This window comes from Synechococcus sp. BS55D (assembly GCF_004332415.1).
Lineage (GTDB): Bacteria > Cyanobacteriota > Cyanobacteriia > PCC-6307 > Cyanobiaceae > Synechococcus_C.
This window is the reverse complement of sequence record NZ_PHQT01000003.1, coordinates 160,858-176,685: the sequence shown is the minus strand read 5'-3', so window position 1 is coordinate 176,685 and position 15,828 is coordinate 160,858. Positions and strand designations below refer to the sequence as shown.

The window sequence follows — 15,828 nt, the reverse complement described above, 5'->3', positions numbered from 1 at the left end:
TGCCGTCTGGGGCAGGCCCAACCAGGAATCGATCCGATGCGTCGTCTCTTTGCCCTTGCGCTTTCGGCCCTGCTCGTTTTCGGCTTCGCCCCCGTTGCCAAGGCTGATGTGGCAGGTCTCACCCCCTGCGCTGAAAGCGCCCGCTTCCAGCAGCGTGCTGCGGCAGCCACCACCCCCCAAGCCAAGGCTCGTTTCGAGATGTACAGCGAGGCTGTGTGCGGTGACGATGGCCTGCCTCACCTGATCGTTGATGGTCGCTGGAGCCACGCCGGTGATTTCGTGTATCCCGGCCTGATGTTCCTCTACATCGCAGGTTGCATCGGCTGGGCCGGTCGCGAATACCTGAAGGCCACCCGCGGAACCAAGGAGCAGTACACCAAGGAGATCCAGATCGATCTCCCCCTCGCTCTGAAGAGCTGCATCGCCGCGGCCACCTGGCCCCTGGCTGCCTTCGGCGAGCTCACCAGCGGCAAACTGCTGGAAAGCGACAACAAGGTCACCGTCTCGCCCCGCTGAGATCTCCGTTTTTATTCCATCCAAGCGCCCTGATCCGATGCAGAAATTCCTCACCACCGCTCCCGTCGTTGCCGCGATCTGGTTCACCCTGACCGCCGGCATCCTGATCGAGTGGAACCGATTCTTCCCCGATCTTCTCTTCCACCCGATGGGTTGATCGCCCTTCGAGGCATCGAGCCAATTCCATCACGATGAAAGGAGGGCGAAGCCCCTCCTTTTTTCATGGCTCACTCAATGGCTGTCCATCCTCAATGGCTGTGCATCCCCATCAGCCGCTCAAGTTCGGACAGAGCCTTGTCCAGATCAGCATTCACCACCACGGCATCAAATTCCGACTGAGCGTCCAGTTCCTCACGGGCCCGCGCTAGTCGGCGCTGAATCGCCTCCTCAGCCTCTGTTCCTCGCCCACGAATCCGCCGCTCCAGCTCCTCCAGGCTGGGAGGGGCAAGGAAAATCTGAAGCGCATCTGGAAGGCTGCGTCGCACCTGGCGGGCGCCCTCAAGCTCAATTTCCAGCAGCACTGGCACTCCTGCAGCTAGACGCTCCTGCACCGGCTGCCGGGGAGTTCCATAGCAATGTCCTGCAAACTCCGCCCACTCGAGTAAGCCGTCGGCTTGCACCAGGGCCTCAAACCCGGCCCGACTGTGGAAGAAGTAATGAACCCCCTCCTCTTCCCCCGACCGCGGCGATCGGGTGGTGGCGGAGACGGAGAGCCAGAGATTGGGATGACGCTCCCTCAGACGGGCCACCAATGTGCCCTTGCCGACACCACTGGGCCCGGTGAGCACCGTGAGCCTGGCGGATGTGTCAGGGGGGACCATGGATTGCTTCCGATCGACCCGCAGGGTAGGAAGGCATCCGCTCGGCAGAACTCGGCCGCCGCCATGGTCAAGCCCTTTCCGCTCAGTGCCTCGCCCCAGGTGATGGACCTCACAGCTCTACGGGCTGTTCTGAGCGACCTACGTGGACGCATCCTGCCCAGCCGCTTTGAGAAGGCCCAGCAGCCAGACGCCCATGGTCTCCAGCTGGGCTTTCGCACGCTGAAAGGCATGGTGTGGCTCGAGCTGAGCTGGCAGGCGGAGCAGGCCAGGCTGGTGCAGATCCCCCCCCCTCGGCGCGAAGGCAGTGGCAGCACCCTGGCGCAACAGATCCAGCACAGTCTGAAGCAGCTGGCTCTCGTCAGCCTCATGCAGGACGGATTCGAACGGGTGGTGCGCTTCGGATTCGCGCCACGCCCTGGAGCTGAGATCCAACGCTGGCTTGTGTTGGAGCTCATGGGCCGCCACAGCAATCTGATGCTTCTCGACGAACAGGAGCGAGTGATCGCCCTGGGACGACAGGTTCGTGATCACCAATCCAGGGTCAGACCGATCAGCACCGGTGATCCCTACCTACCGCCCCCACCGCTGCAAGGAATCCCTCCATCGACGCAGGAGAGTTTCGAACGCTGGCATGAGCGTCTGATGCTGCTGCCGGTTCCCCTCGGGGATGCGTTACGCCAGAGCTACCAGGGCATCAGCCCCGCCCTGGCACGGCAACTGGCGCATGACGACCCTGAAGTGTCGAAGCAGCGCCTCAACCAATCGGTGCAGGAGCTCAGCGAGCCGGAATGGCGTGCTCTGCACAGCCGCTGGTGCAGCTGGCTGTGGCAACTGGAGGATGAGCACTTCCAGTTACGGATCGATCGTGCGGGCCGTTACCAGGTCTGGTCAGGGGAGGAGGAAGCCAATCCGGAGGCTGAGGAGCCGCTCAGCCTCCGCCTGGGACGGCACTACCGGGACCAACTGGAACGCCGACAGTTGGAGCAGATCGCCAGAGAGCTGCGACAAAGCCTCGACCATTGGCGGGAGCGGGAGGAGCGGCAGCTCGCAGAGCAGTTGATGAAGATGAAAGAAACCGAGCAGGCCACCGCCCTGCAGCATCAGGCTGATGCTCTGCTCTGCCTGTCGGAACCGAAGCGCACACAAATCGATGAAGCCCAGAAGCTCTATCGGCGCGCGCGCAAGCTCCGCCGTGCGGTTCCCCAACTTGAAGAGCGTGAACGGCACCATCAGCAGCGATTGCAGCTGATTGAAGGGAGTGATGGCTTTCTCGAGGATCTCCTCACAGCCAGCTGGGACGAAGCCCTCGAGCGGGTGAAACGCCTGAAGGAACTGAAACAAGAGCTGGAGGAGCTGCTTCAGCCACGCCAACGCAGCAAGCGCACGGGCTCCCCCCAGCGTCGGGACGGCAGCCCGGAGCCCCTGGAACTGCGCAGTCCCGCTGGCCTCACCATTCAGGTCGGCCGCAATCACCGCCAGAACGATTGGATCAGCCTGCGCCAGGCACGGCCAGGGGACCTCTGGTTTCACGCCCAGGAATGCCCAGGCAGTCATGTGGTGCTCAAGGCTTCCACAGGCCTCGCCTGCGAAGCGGACCTAGAGCTGGCCGCCGATCTGGCCGCCCTGTTCAGCCGTGCCCGCCGGAACCGCAGGGTGCCAGTGGTGATGGTGCCAGTGGAGCAGCTGCAGAGGATCGCTGGCGCTGGCCCCGGCACGGTGCGTCACCGAGGCGGAGCCGTGCGCTGGGCGGAGCCGGAACGGGCGGAACAGCGACTGAGCGCCGGAGAACTTCTAGCCTGACTCCAGCCAGAACCTGCCCTCCTGAGCCCCGTCGACCCGAACGAGCCCAAAGCCGCGGCAGCCTCCCCCCAGGCTCCCCCTCCGCCCATTCGGATCAGCAGGCCTGCGGCTGAGCTGCCCGGCGATGTGGAGATGCCGCTGACGGATCACCTGGAGGAGCTGCGCCAGCGGGTACTGAAAAGCCTGCTGGCCGTAGTGATCGCAGCCCTGGGATGCCTGGTGGCGGTCAAGCCTCTGGTCCGCCTCCTCGAAGCGCCGGCGGGGTCGATTCACTTTCTGCAGCTAGCTCCCGGTGAATTTCTGTTCGTGTCGTTCAAGGTGGCTGGTTACACCGGCCTCACCCTGGCGCTGCCCTTCGTGCTGTATCAGGGCCTGGCCTTCGTACTTCCAGGGCTCACAAGGAAGGAGCGACGACTGATCGCGCCGGCAGTGGCGGGATCAGCTGTGCTGTTCCTGGCCGGTCTTGCCTTTGCTTGGTGGGCCTTGGTGCCGGCAGCCCTTCGCTTCCTTGTGAGCTATGGCGCTGATGTGGTCGAACCCCTGTGGTCGATTGAGCGCTATCTCGATTTCGTGCTTCTGCTGATGCTGGCGACCGGTCTGGCCTTTCAGCTGCCTGTGCTCCAGCTGCTGCTCGGTCTCTTCGGCCTGATCACCTGGAAGCGAATGCTGGCGGCCTGGCGATGGGTCGTGCTGGCAGCAGCCCTCGCCGGCGCCGTACTCACCCCGTCCACAGACCCGATCACAATGCTGCTGCTGGGAGGAGCGATCACCGCCCTGTTTCTTGTCGGCGTTGGACTGGTGGCCGTCACCCAGGGCTTCAAAGCAGAAACTCTTCCAGACGCTCAGCCCCCTGCAGCTGAAGGCTGAGTGCCTTGCCAAGCCGGGGACGATCCCTGGTGTTCTCCAGCCAGGTACGCACGGCATTGGCTTGGGCCAAGCGATTGACCACCTCGATCACCTCAGCAAGGTGCTCCCGATAGGCAGCTTCATCGAGGGGAAACGATTGCTGTTCCAGATAAGCCCACATCACCTGGACATAGAGCCGGCCCTGGCGAACGACCAACTGAAGGTCGTAACTCGCTTGCCAACGCTGGCGTAAACAGCCAATCACCTCCTCGACCGTCAGAGGCTCAGGGGGACTGGAGGGAGATTCTTCAAGCACGGAAACAGGCCGTCAACACACGTTAAAGCCCAGTCGTTGCAAAGCGTGATGGGCACTTCAACGTCCATAATGGACGCCATTCAGTGACGGTTGCCTCCGCCATGACCCAAGCCTCCTCGAGCGATGTGCCCGGAATGGGTCGTCGGCAGTTCATGAATCTGCTGACCTTTGGATCTGTGACCGGTGTTGCGCTCGGCGCGCTCTACCCAGTGGTGAACTACTTCATCCCGCCCCGGGCGGCAGGTGGCGGCGGCGGCACCACGGCCAAAGATGAGCTCGGCAACCCGATCACCGCGACTGGCTGGCTGAGCAGCCACCCCAGCGGTGACCGCAGCCTGGTGCAGGGCCTCAAAGGCGACCCCACTTATCTGATTGTTGAAGGCGACGACGCCATCGGCAGCTACGGAATCAATGCCATCTGCACCCACCTGGGCTGCGTTGTGCCCTGGAACAGTGGCGCCAACAAGTTCATGTGCCCCTGCCACGGCAGCCAGTACGACGCCACCGGCAAGGTGGTGCGTGGTCCCGCTCCCCTGTCCCTGGCCCTCGCCAACGTCAGTGTCGATAACGACAACGTGTTCGTGAGCCAGTGGACCGACACCGACTTCCGCACGGGCGAGAAGCCCTGGTGGGTCTGATTCGTTCAGCGCTTCCTCCCTCTCTCCCGTCTCCCTGCTCTGATGCGTCGCCTCCTCTCCCCTCTCCTCGCCGCTCTGATCGTCGGCGTTTCCGTCTTTACCGCTCCGGCCGCCAGCTGGGCCTACCCCTTCTGGGCTCAGCAGAACTACGCCAGCCCACGGGAAGCTACCGGCAAAATCGTTTGCGCCAACTGCCATCTAGCCAAGAAGCTCACCCAGGTGGAGCTCCCCCAGTCCGTGCTGCCTGACACCGTCTTCACCGCAGCCGTGAAGATTCCCTACGAGCAGGGCCTGCAGGAAATCGGCGCCGATGGCAGCCAAGTTCCTCTGCAGGTTGGTGCCGTTGTGCAACTCCCGGACGGTTTCACCCTGGCTCCCCAGGATCGCTGGACCGACGAAATCAAAGAAGAGACTGAAGGCGTCTATTTCACGCAGTACAGCGACGACCAGCCCAACATTCTCCTCGTTGGTCCTATCCCCGGTGACCAGCATCAGGAGATCGTCTTCCCGATCCTCTCGCCTGACCCTGCTGCCGACAGCAACATTCACTTCGGCAAATACCAGGTTTTCGTCGGTGGCAACCGCGGACGCGGTCAGGTCTATCCCACCGGTGAAAAGAGCAACAACACCATTTACACCGCTCCTGCAGCAGGCACCATTAGCGCCATTGCCCCTGGCGAAAACGGCGCCAGCATCGTCACGATCCAAGCAGCTGACGGCAGCACAACCGACGAAACCATCCCTGTCGGCCCAGAGCTCATCGTTGCCGTGGGTGACCAGGTCGAAGCAGGTGAAGCTCTGACCAACGATCCCAACGTGGGTGGCTTCGGCCAGATGGACGGTGAAATCGTTCTTCAGAACCCTGTTCGCATCTACGGTCTGCTTGCCTTCTTCGCCGCGGTTGCACTGGCCCAGATCATGCTGGTCCTCAAGAAGAAACAGGTGGAGAAAGTTCAGGCCGCTGAGGGCGTCTGATTTCCGTGTCACTCCTCGCGATGTTCACATCACCCGGGCCCGAGCTGTTCCAGCTCGGGCCTTTTGCCTTGCGCTGGTATGGCCTGCTGATTGCGCTCGCCGTCCTGATCGGTCTCAACCTCTCCAGCTGGTTAGCCCGTCAGCGAGACCTGGAACAAGGTCTGATCAGCGACCTACTGCCGATCCTGGTGTTGGCGGCCGTTATTGGCGCCAGGATTTATTACGTGGCCTTTGAATGGCGCAACTATCAAGGCGCCTGGTGGGAAGCGTTCGCCATCTGGCGTGGAGGTATTGCCATCCATGGTGCTCTGCTAGCGGGCACCATGGCCGTGATCCTGTTCTGTCGATGGCGGCGGCAGTCGTTCTGGGATGTGCTCGATGTACTGGTGCCATCCGTTGCCCTGGGCCAAGCGATCGGCCGCTGGGGCAACTTTTTTAACTCGGAGGCCTTTGGCGTACCCACTGATCTTCCCTGGAAGCTGTTCATCGCCTATCCGCAACGCCCGGCCGTCTTCGCTGATGCCGATTACTTCCATCCAACGTTTCTGTACGAATCAATCTGGAACCTGCTGGTGTTCGCCCTGCTGATGACCTTGTTCCTGCAAGGACGAAAGCGGCGCATCAATCTGCCGGCGGGAGCGCTCAGCTGCGTCTACCTGCTGGCCTACAGCCTTGGCCGGGTCTGGATTGAGGGACTACGCATTGATCCGCTTTGCCTCGGAGGTCAACCACCCTTCTGCGATGGAGGCTTGCGCATTGCCCAACTCATGAGCCTTGGTCTCATGGGACTTGCCGCTGTTGGGCTCTGGTGGCTGTATGGACGCAAACGGGCCTTGCCCGATCTTGGCTCCACTCGACGGGGAGATCCGGCATGAACAGCTCGGTCTCACCCAACCCTGCGCAAGTTTCAATCGTGGGTGCCGGACCGGGTGCCCCCGATCTTCTGACCCGAAGAGCCGAGGATCGCCTGCGGGCTGCAGAGGTGCTGATCTGGACCGACTCCTTGGTCTCACCGCAGATTGCAGCCCTGGCTCCAGAGAGATGCGAACGAATTCGCACCAGCACTCTCACGCTTGAAGAGGTGCTGCCACTGATGATCGAGCGGGCCCAGGCAGGCCTGCGGGTCGTTCGCCTGCACGATGGTGATCCCTGTCTTTATGGAGCTCTCGCTGAACAGGTCTGCGGCCTTGCTGATGCAGGCATTGACGTGGACGTGGTGCCAGGCCTCAGCGCCTATCAAGCCACCGCTTCAGCGCTGAGTGCTGAGCTGACCATCCCCGGATTGGTGCAGACCATCGTGCTCAGCAGAGCCGGGGGACGCACTGGTGTTCCAGAGCGGGAGCAACTCGCCAACCTGGCCCGCCTGCAAGCATCCCTATGCCTTTATCTGAGCGCCCGCCACGTCGATGAGGTGCAGGCCACGCTGATGGAGCACTACCCCGCCGACACCCCGGTCGCTATCGGCTACCGCGTCAGCTGGCCCGATCAGTGGCTTCAGGTGGTCCCACTCCAAGAGATGGCAACCGTCTCGAAACAACGGGACCTCATCCGCACCACGCTCTACGTGATCAGCCCTGCCCTCAAGGCCCAGGGGCAGCGATCCAAGCTCTATTCGCCAGACCACGATCACCTCTTCCGCCCTGGGCGTTGAAGCTGAGAATCACCTGCCGGTGGTGGTTTAAGATTCCTCTGTGCGGGCGATTAGCACAGTGGTAGCGCACTTCCTTCACACGGAAGGGGTCACTGGTTCGAATCCAGTATCGCCCATCTGAACGCTCGTCTTGGTGGACTGACAAGCGTTGCCATTCGGACTAATCTCCGGTCGAATGATTGTTTCACCCAGATGGGACCGGAGCAGAGTGAGCCTATCTCTCTGAAGCCGAGCCACGGCTCCGAGCAATCGATCTCTCCTTTGGAGCTGGCAGGTCAAGTCCTGCGGCGTGCACGTGAAGCCAAAGGGCTGACCATCCATCAGCTTGCCGCCTCTCTCCACATGGGAGACGAGCAACTCGAAGCCCTAGAGGCAGCTCAGCTGGACAATCTGCCCGAGCCGGTCTTCATCAAGGCGATGGTGCGTCGGGTGGCGAGCAAGCTGGGGATCGACCCGGAGCCCTTGGTGCAGGGCCTCAATAGCAGCCCGAGGCTGACAACCAGTACAGCAAGCCGTTGGGACACCCAGGAAACCCAAGACGCAAAAGCCGGCCCGAATCTGCTGCTGCCCCTCTCAGGGCTGGCAGCGCTGGCGGCTGGCCTGCTGGCAGCCTTTCATCTTGATCAGCTGGGGCCGATCGCCAGTAAGTTCGCCGCGATGCCCAGCGCTCCGGAACCCAAAGCGCAGCCGCAGACCACCTCCGGAACGGAGGAAGTCTCCGCTGAGCCATCAACCCCAACCTCGACAGCAAGCAAATCGATCGTTGTGCGCTCACAGGAGCCCAGTTGGGTGGTGATCCGTGATGGTGCCGGTGCTGTGCTGTTCGAGGGGACCCTGAACACCAGCAAAACCTTCAATGGGGAGCGGGGGCTAGAGATCTATGCCGGCCGGCCTGATCTTGTGTCAACAAGCCAGGAGGGCGTCAGCCAGGAGGGGACGCCGCTCGGGACCATTGATCAAGTGCGTTGGTACCGCCTTACTGCCGCACCGTCACGTTCTGAGCAAGCCCTGTGACCTCACGGAGCACTGGCTCACAGCTTTCCAGGCTCCATTGCTCCAGGCTGATGTTTTGATTCAGCCGCTCCGGGACCAGCTCCAGGCTCAAGACACGCCCGGAGACGTCCGCACGGATTGAAGCCACCACCGGTTCAGGACGCCGATCAAGGGCAGCCGCAAGACGCAGCAGCAGTGCCATCTCCGACACGGTGGTTCGATTGGCCCTCGACTGCAGAGCTTGCCAAGCCTCGTGGCGTTTCTTCGGCAAGCTGCGGCGGTGGTAACGAGCGATCGCAGCCACCATCAGATGCTCGGCTTCTGAGTACCCGAGAAGCTCCCCATGGCGAATCAGATACCAAGAGTGCTTGTGATAAGCACTCAGGTTGATGTGTTGGCCGCAGGTATGGAGCATCGCCGCAGCCCAGAGAAGGTCGCGCCCAGCACCACCGTCTTGATGCAGCTGACCGCCCGTTGAGTCATAGAGGCTCAGAGCATGGGAAGCCACCCGCTCCGCCCGCAGCTGATTAACAGCAAAGCGCTGCACCTGATGGATCACCGTGCGCTGACGGATGCTGCTCTGGAAGCTAAAACGGTCCTCAAGCAATCCATGCCTGAGCATCCAATCCACAATCAGACCCTCGCGCAGGGCCCGCTCACTGAGCACCATCTCGTCAACCGCCAGCATCTGCATGGTGGTCTGGAGAATCAAGGCCCCGGGAACAATAATTTCCGCGCGACGGTCATTGATTGGGGCCAAAGCGCGACGCTGTTCCGGAGTCATCGAGACCAGCTTTTCCACAACCCGGTCCAGCCGCTGGCGTGAAATCCGGTAGCCATGCAGCTTGAGGGGAGGACGCTCCTCTTCATTGGCCGCCAAGGCACCGATCGCCATCGCCGTGCCGCTGGTGGCCACCATCACGGGGGTCTCCCCTGGCTTAATCCGCCTCCTCACCTTGTCGACTGCAGGCTCAAGGGAGCCCTGAATGAAGGCCTGCAGAAAGGCCCGGCGCTGGGCCGGAATCGGATCATCCTTGACGAAATCGCGCTGCAGGCGAACTGCACCGACGCGGGTACTGGTGAGGGCCCGGGCATCACGCCCATCCGCCAAGATCAACTCGGTGGACCCCCCCCCGATATCAAGAAGTAAGTGGGGGCGATCGCCGAAGGGCATGCCGGAGAGCACCCCCAAATAAATCAGTCGAGCCTCCTCCGGCCCGCTGACCAGATCCACATCCAGGTCCAGCTCATCCTTAATTTGCTGAAGAAAGTCCCGCCCGTTTGGCGCCTCGCGAACGGCACTGGTTGCCGCTGTGACGATCTGCTCCACTTGATGGCTGGAGGCCAACTCCCGGAAGCGTCGGAGGGTCTCGAGGGCGCGGGTCATGGCCCCATCAGTGAGGTGACCGCTGTCAGGGTCCCGCTCACCGAGACGGGTCGTTGATTTCTCCGCAAGCTCAACGCTGAACGTGCGCAGGCTCGGATCCACAGCCGCCACGAGCAAGTGGGTGGAGTTGGTCCCGATGTCGATAGCCGCCACCCGGCGAATCCGACGGCCATGACCCTGCAGCCCCTGAGCGCTTTCCGTCATCTCCACTCCTGGGGGCTCCAACTCGTGCAGCGCGGTGGGCTCGGCAGCCGCCATGAAGCACCGGGAGAGCAAACAGCACCACTTTGCCACCGCCTAAGGTTTTGCAGCTGCTCAGCGCTGTGACCGGCCCGACCTCACGCCCGGCTCTCACCCCCTGGGTTCAACTGCTTCGCTGGAACAAACCGAGCGGAAGGCTGATACTGCTGATCCCAGCGGGCTGGAGCCTTTGGTTGTCTCCTGCAGGACCACCTCCTGCATCGCTTGTGCTGTTGATCCTGCTGGGAGGTCTGAGCGTGAGCGCTGCAGGCTGCATCGCCAATGACCTCTGGGATCGACGCTTCGACAGGGAGGTGGCCCGGACCCGAGAACGCCCCCTGGCACAGGGAAAGATCCCGCTGCAAGCCGCCTTCGTCGCCCTCGTGCTGCTGCTGCTTCTGAGCCTGCTGGTGGTGCTGGCTCTCCCTGACCGGCATCGCCTCACCTGCCTGGGGCTGGCGCTGTTGGCCCTGCCGCCCATTCTTCTTTACCCCTCAGCCAAACGCTGGTTCGCCTATCCCCAGATGGTGCTGGCCCTTTGTTGGGGCTTTGCAGTGCTGATTCCCTGGGCAGCCACCGGTGCTCCGCTTGTCGGATCGATCACCCTCGTGGGCTGCTGGCTGGCCACGCTGCTCTGGACCTTTGGCTTCGACACGGTGTACGCCATGGCGGATCGGACGGATGACGCCCGGCTCGGCCTGCGCAGCAGTGCTCTCAGTCTTGGGCCGCACTGTGTCGTCGCAGTGCGCTGCTGCTACGCCCTGGCGGCACTCAGTCTGGCCTTCGCGGCCTGGGGCGCTGGACTCGCTGCTGGTTTCTGGCTCTGCTGGTTTGTGGCAGCCATTGGCATGGAACGATCCACCAACGACCTGCGCAGCACCCAACCCCAGCCAATGGCCATCTACGGCACCCACTTCCGCCATCAGGTGTGGCTCGGCTCCTTGCTGCTGCTGGGGGTGATCCTCGGCAGGATCGGTTGACCGTTGCGGAGATCCCTGGTGCCGACTCGCGGATCCAGTCAGCTCACCCCACCCCTTCAAGGCGGTGATGCTGTGGCTGTGGTGGCGGCCAGCTCAGCCATCGACGATGCGAGCCGACTGCAGGAGGGGCTGGAGCTCCTCAGCTCCTGGGGCCTTCAGCCTTTGCCCTGGGATGCCAGCAAGCGACGCTGGGGCTACCTGGCCGGCACGGATGATCAGCGCCGGACGGATCTGAATCCCAGCCCGACAGCCCCACTGCTGGCCTGCGCCCGCGGCGGCTGGGGCGCTGCCAGGTTGCTGGAAGAGCCCATCCGATGGCAACCGGGCTGGCTGCTTGGCTTCTCCGACGTGACAGCCCTGCTTTGGGCGCGCTTGGCAGCAGGCATCGATGGAGGAATCCATGGCCCATTACTCACCACCCTCGCGGGAGAGCCTCTCTGGAGTCAGCAACGTTTACAGGATCTTCTGTTCGGGCGTGCGCTGCCCGATCTCCGGGGGGACACCTGGAGCGCAGCATCTATGGGCACGGGTGCAGTCCGAGGACCGCTCGTGGCGGCCAACTTGACCGTGGCCACTCACCTGCTTGGCAGCCCACACGTTCCTGCCCTGCAGGGGGCGATCCTCGTGCTGGAAGATGTGGCCGAGGCCCCCTACCGGCTCGATCGCATGCTCACCCAATGGCGCTTGCTGGGGTTGCTGCAGAAGCTTGGCGGTCTTTGCTTTGGCCGCTTTAGCGATTGCAACGACCAAGATCCCAAGCGCGGCGGCTTCAGCCTCGAGCAGGTCCTGCGGGAGCGCTGCAGCGACTTAGGCATTCCTGTGCTCAGCGGACTGCCCGTCGGACATGGCCCAGGGGGGAATGCCGCCTTGCCGATGGGGCGGCTCGCTGAACTCGATCCCGCCCAGGGCTGTCTCAGACTGCTCTAAGAGCCAGAACCGCCTCCGCGACGGTGAGATCGAAGGGAGTGGTGACTTTGATGTTGGCGGGTCCAGCATCAAGCACCTGCACGTGCCATCCCAAGCGCTCATAGAGGGACGCGTCATCCGTCACGCTCCATCCCCTCGCCAGGGCCTGGCGGTGTCCCTCCCGGAGCTGCTCAACCGCAAACCCTTGGGGGGTCTGGGCGGCCCAGAGCTCCGAGCGATCAGGAGTGTCAAAGATCAACCCTTCCGTGTTGACCCGTTTAATCGTGTCGGTCACGGGGGTGGCCGCAATCACCGCATCACCCGACTCCACTGCAGCTGCACAGCGATCGAACAAAGAGGGCTCCACAAGACAGCGAGCCCCGTCGTGAATCAAGACATGGGTGGCTGCTGCCGGCAGGGCCGCCAACCCTCGCTGAACCGACTCCTGTCGGGTGCTGCCCCCCTCGATCCAGACCACCGGCTTAGCGACACCTTCCATCAAAGGGGCGATCTCAGCACGATCCACCGGCTGACCGACAAGACCGATCCAGGCAATCGCCTTGGCTGCCAATGCAGCCTCCAAGGTCCAAGCCAGCACCGGTCGACCGGCAAGGGGCAGGAGCAATTTGTTGCGGTCTGCGCCCATGCGACGACCACTCCCGGCGGCGGCGATCAACAGATGCACAAGCGACTCCTGCAACAGGCAGGGTGAAACGTCCTCCATACAATCAGCACGCAACGACCTGTGACGCTGGTTCATGCGCGTTCTCGCCCTCAGTCCAGGGACCGTTCAGCAGCAACTCGAACGGCTGCCGGCCTTGGCGAGCCTTGCCGAGCAACTCGATGCGACGCTTCAGGTGGCCTGCCCTGCCAGTACCCGCCAGGTCTGGAGCCTGCTGGCGGCGGTGGACAAGGTGATCCCCTTCGAATTTGAGGCGGGCTCGACCCTGGCCGACTGGGCCAACCTTCTCGGATCCGTGCGCGAACCGGATTTCCAACTCAGCCTCAACTTCGCCGAAGGCCGTCAGGTGAACCTGATGCTCTCCATGAGCCACATCCCCACGCGGGTGGCCACGAGCGGCTTCTCCGCTACGACCACCGCTCGTCCTGGCGAAGGCTGGCTCGCCCAGCGTCAGGAGGGCTTCCTTCAGGCCATCGGCCTGAGCCTCAATGCAGAACGCTTCCGCCTGTCACTGCCAGCCAAAGCCCTTGAGGAAGCGCGGAGCCGCCAGCCAGCCGGAGATGGTCCGCTGCTGCTGTTGGCGGCAAGCGGAATCAGCAGTGACTGGCCCCCCGAGCAATGGCAGCAGCTGCCGGAAACGATCCGATCAAAACTGGCCAGTCTGCGCACCGTCGTGCTTCCACCTGGTGGATCTGTGACGTCGAGGGCCGCTCAGGTTGCCAGCGCCGATGTCGTGCTCAGCAGCTGCCCGATCACCCAACTCCTTGCCGTCTACAGCGGAGTGCCGCTCGTCGCCCTGGGAGCGGACGCAGACCAACTGCCCAGCCGAGAAGGTCTGCGGGTGGTTCAAGCCCCAGCTGGAGGGCTGACCAACCTCACCCCGCAGGATGTGCTGAACGCCCTGGGCTTCTAATGCCCAGCCAACGCCGCGGACCAGGTCATCCGTCGCGACGGCATCGGAGCCCGCTCCAACCGAGGCTGCGGATGCTGGCCAGACCTTGGCGCCTGCCGGTGCTGGCGCTTTCGGCGGTGATCTTGGCGGGTGCCGTTGGTTATCGCATCACCGAGGGCTGGGACTGGGGTGACTGCCTCTGGATGGTGCTGATCACGATCAGCACCATCGGTTACGGGGAGGTTGAACCCCTCTCGCAGGCTGGGCGGCTGGTGACGGTGCTGATCATCGCCGGCGGTGTGGTGGTCGTGCAGCTCTCGATCCAACGGGTGCTCGGACTGACAGAATCGGGCTACTTCCGACAGGTTCGCGAACTTCGTTTCCGCCGGGTTCTGCGTCGCATGCATGATCACGTGATCCTCTGCGGCTACGGCCGCATCGGCCGGGAGATCGGAGCGCAGCTCCAGCTCGAGAATGTTCCGGTGCTGGTGGTGGAAATGGATCCGGAACGCCGGCAAGCCGCTGAGGACAGTGGCCTTCGGGTGCTTCAGGCGGATGCCACCCTCGATGAGACCCTCCTGGAGGCAGGCCTGGAACGCTGCCGCAGCCTGGTCGCGGCCCTGCCAAGCAATGCCGCGAATCTCTATGTGGTGCTCAGTGCCCGCGGACTGGAGCCCAATTGCCGCCTGATTGCAAGGGCCGACAGCGAGGAATCGGCCGCCAAACTCCGGCTGGCGGGCGCCAGCGTTGTGGTCAGTCCTTACGTAGCTGGCGGCCGGATGATGGCAGCCACAGCCCTGCGGCCACTGGCGGTGGATTTCATGGAGCTGCTGGCCGGATCCAATTGCGAGATCGAGGAATTTCGACTCAGCCGTGATCCACTTCTGCTTCACAACCTGCCAGGGAGGAGCCTGGCAGAACTGGAACTCGGTCGGCGCACCGGCGCGATGGTGATTGCAATCCGTGATGGTGGACGACTGATCGCCAATCCGGGCGGTGATGTGACGCTTCAACCTGGCCAACTTCTGGTGGTGCTCGGCAGCAAACAGCAGCTCTGCGAATTGCGTGACCTCCTGGGCGAAGCCGTGGACATGGTCGAGACGATGGGGCGTTAGACACCGCAGCTCAGGGGGCTGGATCCGGGTGCTGCCTACGATCAGCCCCGGTTCTTCCCTCCATCGAGGCCTCGCCCATGAGTTCGCCCGCTCCCATGACCGGCCAGACAGCGATCGTGACCGGTGCCAGCCGTGGCATTGGCCGGGCTGTGGCCCTGACTCTCGCTGAAGCCGGAGCGGAAGTGGTGGTGAATTACGCCAGCTCTCCTGATGCCGCAGAGGCTGTGGTGGCTGAGATCACTGCGGCAGGAGGCAAGGCCTATGCACTGCAGGCCAACGTGGCGGACGAGGAGGCTGTTGAGGGGCTGATCAAAACCGTGCTGGAACGCAGCGGCCGTATCGATGTGCTGGTGAACAACGCGGGCATCACCCGCGATGGACTGCTGATGCGCATGAAGACAGAGGACTGGCAGGCCGTGATCAATCTCAACCTCACCGGCGTCTTCTTTTGCACCCGCGCCGTCACCCGACCAATGCTGAAACAGAAGAGCGGCCGGATCATCAACATCACCTCCGTTGTGGGGCTGATGGGGAATGCCGGCCAGGCCAACTACGCCGCTGCGAAGGCTGGTGTGGTCGGACTGACCCGCAGTGCCGCCAAAGAGATGGCCAGCCGGGGAATCACCGTGAATGCCGTGGCCCCAGGTTTCATCGCCACCGACATGACGAAGGATCTGAATGCCAAGGGCATCCTTGCCGCAATTCCCCTCGGCCAGTTCGGTACCCCTGAGCAGGTGGCCGGTGCCGTGCGTTTCCTAGCGGCCGATCCTGCCGCTGCTTACATCACCGGCCAGGTGCTTCAGGTCGATGGCGGCATGGTGATGGGCTGAACCATCGATCACTGAGTGACGGGAGCTCAAGACTCCAAAGGCTGGCCAAGTTCATCCCGCAGGCGACGGATCCGCTGCAGCAGTCGCAACCTGCGGCTGCGGGCAGTGGCGGTCAGAAAAATCCTCAGCGGCACGTAAACGAGGGCCATGGCGCCAGCCAGACCCGCCATCAACACGAAGAAGAGGGTCCCTGATTCATTCATTCCCGGACCATAACGAGCGACAACCAAGCGAGCACGA

General features: G+C 63.0%; 19 protein-coding genes and 1 tRNA gene. 15 read left to right on the top strand and 5 right to left on the bottom strand.

Translation table 11 applies throughout. From position 1 onward, the window contains the following. Window positions 1–36: 36 nt before the first annotated feature. Together CWE16_RS07760 and psaJ are read left to right on the top strand one after the other, a co-directional pair. Complete coding sequence (locus tag CWE16_RS07760) at window positions 37–516, top strand: Photosystem I reaction center subunit III (RefSeq protein ID WP_131594871.1); 480 nt, start codon at window positions 37–39, stop codon at window positions 514–516. 37 nt (window positions 517–553) lie between these two features. Beyond that, window positions 554–673: a photosystem I reaction center subunit IX gene (gene psaJ / locus CWE16_RS07755; RefSeq protein ID WP_007101790.1), complete on the top strand. Its 120-nt coding sequence runs from the start codon at window positions 554–556 to the stop codon at window positions 671–673. Window positions 674–764: 91 nt separating this feature from the next. On the opposite strand, the gene gmk is transcribed toward psaJ, so the two are convergent. After that, window positions 765–1,337 (bottom strand): guanylate kinase, encoded by a 573-nt coding sequence (gmk, locus tag CWE16_RS07750; RefSeq protein ID WP_131594422.1) that lies wholly within the window; start codon window positions 1,335–1,337, stop codon window positions 765–767. A 63-nt stretch (window positions 1,338–1,400) separates the two neighbouring features. Between gmk and CWE16_RS07745 the strand changes: the two genes are divergently transcribed. Continuing rightward, the gene (locus CWE16_RS07745; RefSeq protein ID WP_131594420.1) at window positions 1,401–3,137 is read left to right on the top strand and encodes an NFACT RNA binding domain-containing protein; all 1,737 of its coding nucleotides are present in this window, start codon (window positions 1,401–1,403) and stop codon (window positions 3,135–3,137) included. A 132-nt stretch (window positions 3,138–3,269) separates the two neighbouring features. Continuing rightward, entirely contained in the window at window positions 3,270–4,004 is a 735-nt protein-coding gene (tatC, locus tag CWE16_RS07740) for a twin-arginine translocase subunit TatC (protein WP_131594869.1), read from the top strand. On the opposite strand, the gene CWE16_RS07735 is transcribed toward tatC, so the two are convergent. Then, window positions 3,955–4,299 carry a DUF3067 family protein gene (locus CWE16_RS07735; protein ID WP_131594418.1) on the bottom strand — a complete coding sequence of 115 codons (345 nt, stop codon included), beginning with the start codon at window positions 4,297–4,299 and terminating at the stop codon, window positions 3,955–3,957. The genes tatC and CWE16_RS07735 overlap by 50 nt on opposite strands. A 101-nt stretch (window positions 4,300–4,400) precedes the next feature. On the opposite strand from CWE16_RS07735, the gene petC reads away from it, so the two are divergent. The 6 genes from petC (at window position 4,401) to CWE16_RS07705 (ending at window position 8,577) form a co-directional block, all read left to right on the top strand. Next, a complete protein-coding gene (gene petC / locus CWE16_RS07730; RefSeq protein ID WP_131454599.1) occupies window positions 4,401–4,937 on the top strand; it encodes a cytochrome b6-f complex iron-sulfur subunit in 537 nt (178 codons plus the stop codon). Window positions 4,938–4,979: 42 nt separating this feature from the next. Beyond that, window positions 4,980–5,912, top strand: a complete 933-nt coding sequence (petA, locus tag CWE16_RS07725) for a cytochrome f (RefSeq protein ID WP_131594416.1) — start codon at window positions 4,980–4,982, stop codon at window positions 5,910–5,912. Window positions 5,913–5,932: 20 nt separating this feature from the next. Continuing rightward, entirely contained in the window at window positions 5,933–6,787 is an 855-nt protein-coding gene (gene lgt / locus CWE16_RS07720; RefSeq protein WP_131594867.1) for a prolipoprotein diacylglyceryl transferase, read from the top strand. After that, a complete protein-coding gene (cobM, locus tag CWE16_RS07715; protein ID WP_131594414.1) occupies window positions 6,784–7,563 on the top strand; it encodes a precorrin-4 C(11)-methyltransferase in 780 nt (259 codons plus the stop codon). Before lgt ends, cobM begins: the two co-directional genes overlap by 4 nt. Window positions 7,564–7,607: 44 nt before the next feature. Beyond that, window positions 7,608–7,679: transfer RNA gene (locus CWE16_RS07710), tRNA-Val, on the top strand. A 76-nt stretch (window positions 7,680–7,755) separates the two neighbouring features. Further along, window positions 7,756–8,577 carry a helix-turn-helix domain-containing protein gene (locus tag CWE16_RS07705; RefSeq protein WP_131594412.1) on the top strand — a complete coding sequence of 274 codons (822 nt, stop codon included), beginning with the start codon at window positions 7,756–7,758 and terminating at the stop codon, window positions 8,575–8,577. Here the strand turns inward: CWE16_RS07705 and CWE16_RS07700 are convergent. Beyond that, on the bottom strand, window positions 8,540–10,147 hold the full coding sequence (locus tag CWE16_RS07700) for a Ppx/GppA phosphatase family protein (protein WP_236629664.1): 1,608 nt from the start codon (window positions 10,145–10,147) through the stop codon (window positions 8,540–8,542). The two genes, CWE16_RS07705 and CWE16_RS07700, sit on opposite strands and share 38 nt — an antisense overlap. A 119-nt stretch (window positions 10,148–10,266) precedes the next feature. On the opposite strand from CWE16_RS07700, the gene CWE16_RS07695 reads away from it, so the two are divergent. Both CWE16_RS07695 and CWE16_RS07690 read left to right on the top strand, forming a co-directional pair. Continuing rightward, window positions 10,267–11,163 (top strand): 4-hydroxybenzoate polyprenyltransferase, encoded by an 897-nt coding sequence (locus tag CWE16_RS07695; RefSeq protein WP_131594408.1) that lies wholly within the window; start codon window positions 10,267–10,269, stop codon window positions 11,161–11,163. A gap of 15 nt (window positions 11,164–11,178) precedes the next feature. Beyond that, window positions 11,179–12,090, top strand: coding sequence for a S66 peptidase family protein (locus tag CWE16_RS07690; protein ID WP_131594865.1), 912 nt, complete (start codon window positions 11,179–11,181; stop codon window positions 12,088–12,090). Here the strand turns inward: CWE16_RS07690 and ispD are convergent. Continuing rightward, window positions 12,077–12,754, bottom strand: a complete 678-nt coding sequence (gene ispD / locus CWE16_RS07685) for a 2-C-methyl-D-erythritol 4-phosphate cytidylyltransferase (RefSeq protein ID WP_131594863.1) — start codon at window positions 12,752–12,754, stop codon at window positions 12,077–12,079. The two genes, CWE16_RS07690 and ispD, sit on opposite strands and share 14 nt — an antisense overlap. Window positions 12,755–12,827: 73 nt before the next feature. On the opposite strand from ispD, the gene CWE16_RS07680 reads away from it, so the two are divergent. From CWE16_RS07680 to fabG, 3 genes are all read left to right on the top strand, one after another. Next, window positions 12,828–13,664, top strand: coding sequence for a glycosyltransferase family 9 protein (locus tag CWE16_RS07680; RefSeq protein WP_131594406.1), 837 nt, complete (start codon window positions 12,828–12,830; stop codon window positions 13,662–13,664). A gap of 71 nt (window positions 13,665–13,735) precedes the next feature. Then, window positions 13,736–14,758, top strand: a complete 1,023-nt coding sequence (locus CWE16_RS07675; RefSeq protein ID WP_236629639.1) for a potassium channel family protein — start codon at window positions 13,736–13,738, stop codon at window positions 14,756–14,758. Window positions 14,759–14,835: 77 nt separating this feature from the next. Beyond that, entirely contained in the window at window positions 14,836–15,588 is a 753-nt protein-coding gene (gene fabG / locus CWE16_RS07670; protein ID WP_131594402.1) for a 3-oxoacyl-[acyl-carrier-protein] reductase, read from the top strand. Between the two features lie 26 nt (window positions 15,589–15,614). On the opposite strand, the gene CWE16_RS07665 is transcribed toward fabG, so the two are convergent. After that, window positions 15,615–15,818, bottom strand: coding sequence for a hypothetical protein (locus CWE16_RS07665; protein ID WP_236629669.1), 204 nt, complete (start codon window positions 15,816–15,818; stop codon window positions 15,615–15,617). Between the last annotated feature and the right edge of the window lie 10 nt (window positions 15,819–15,828).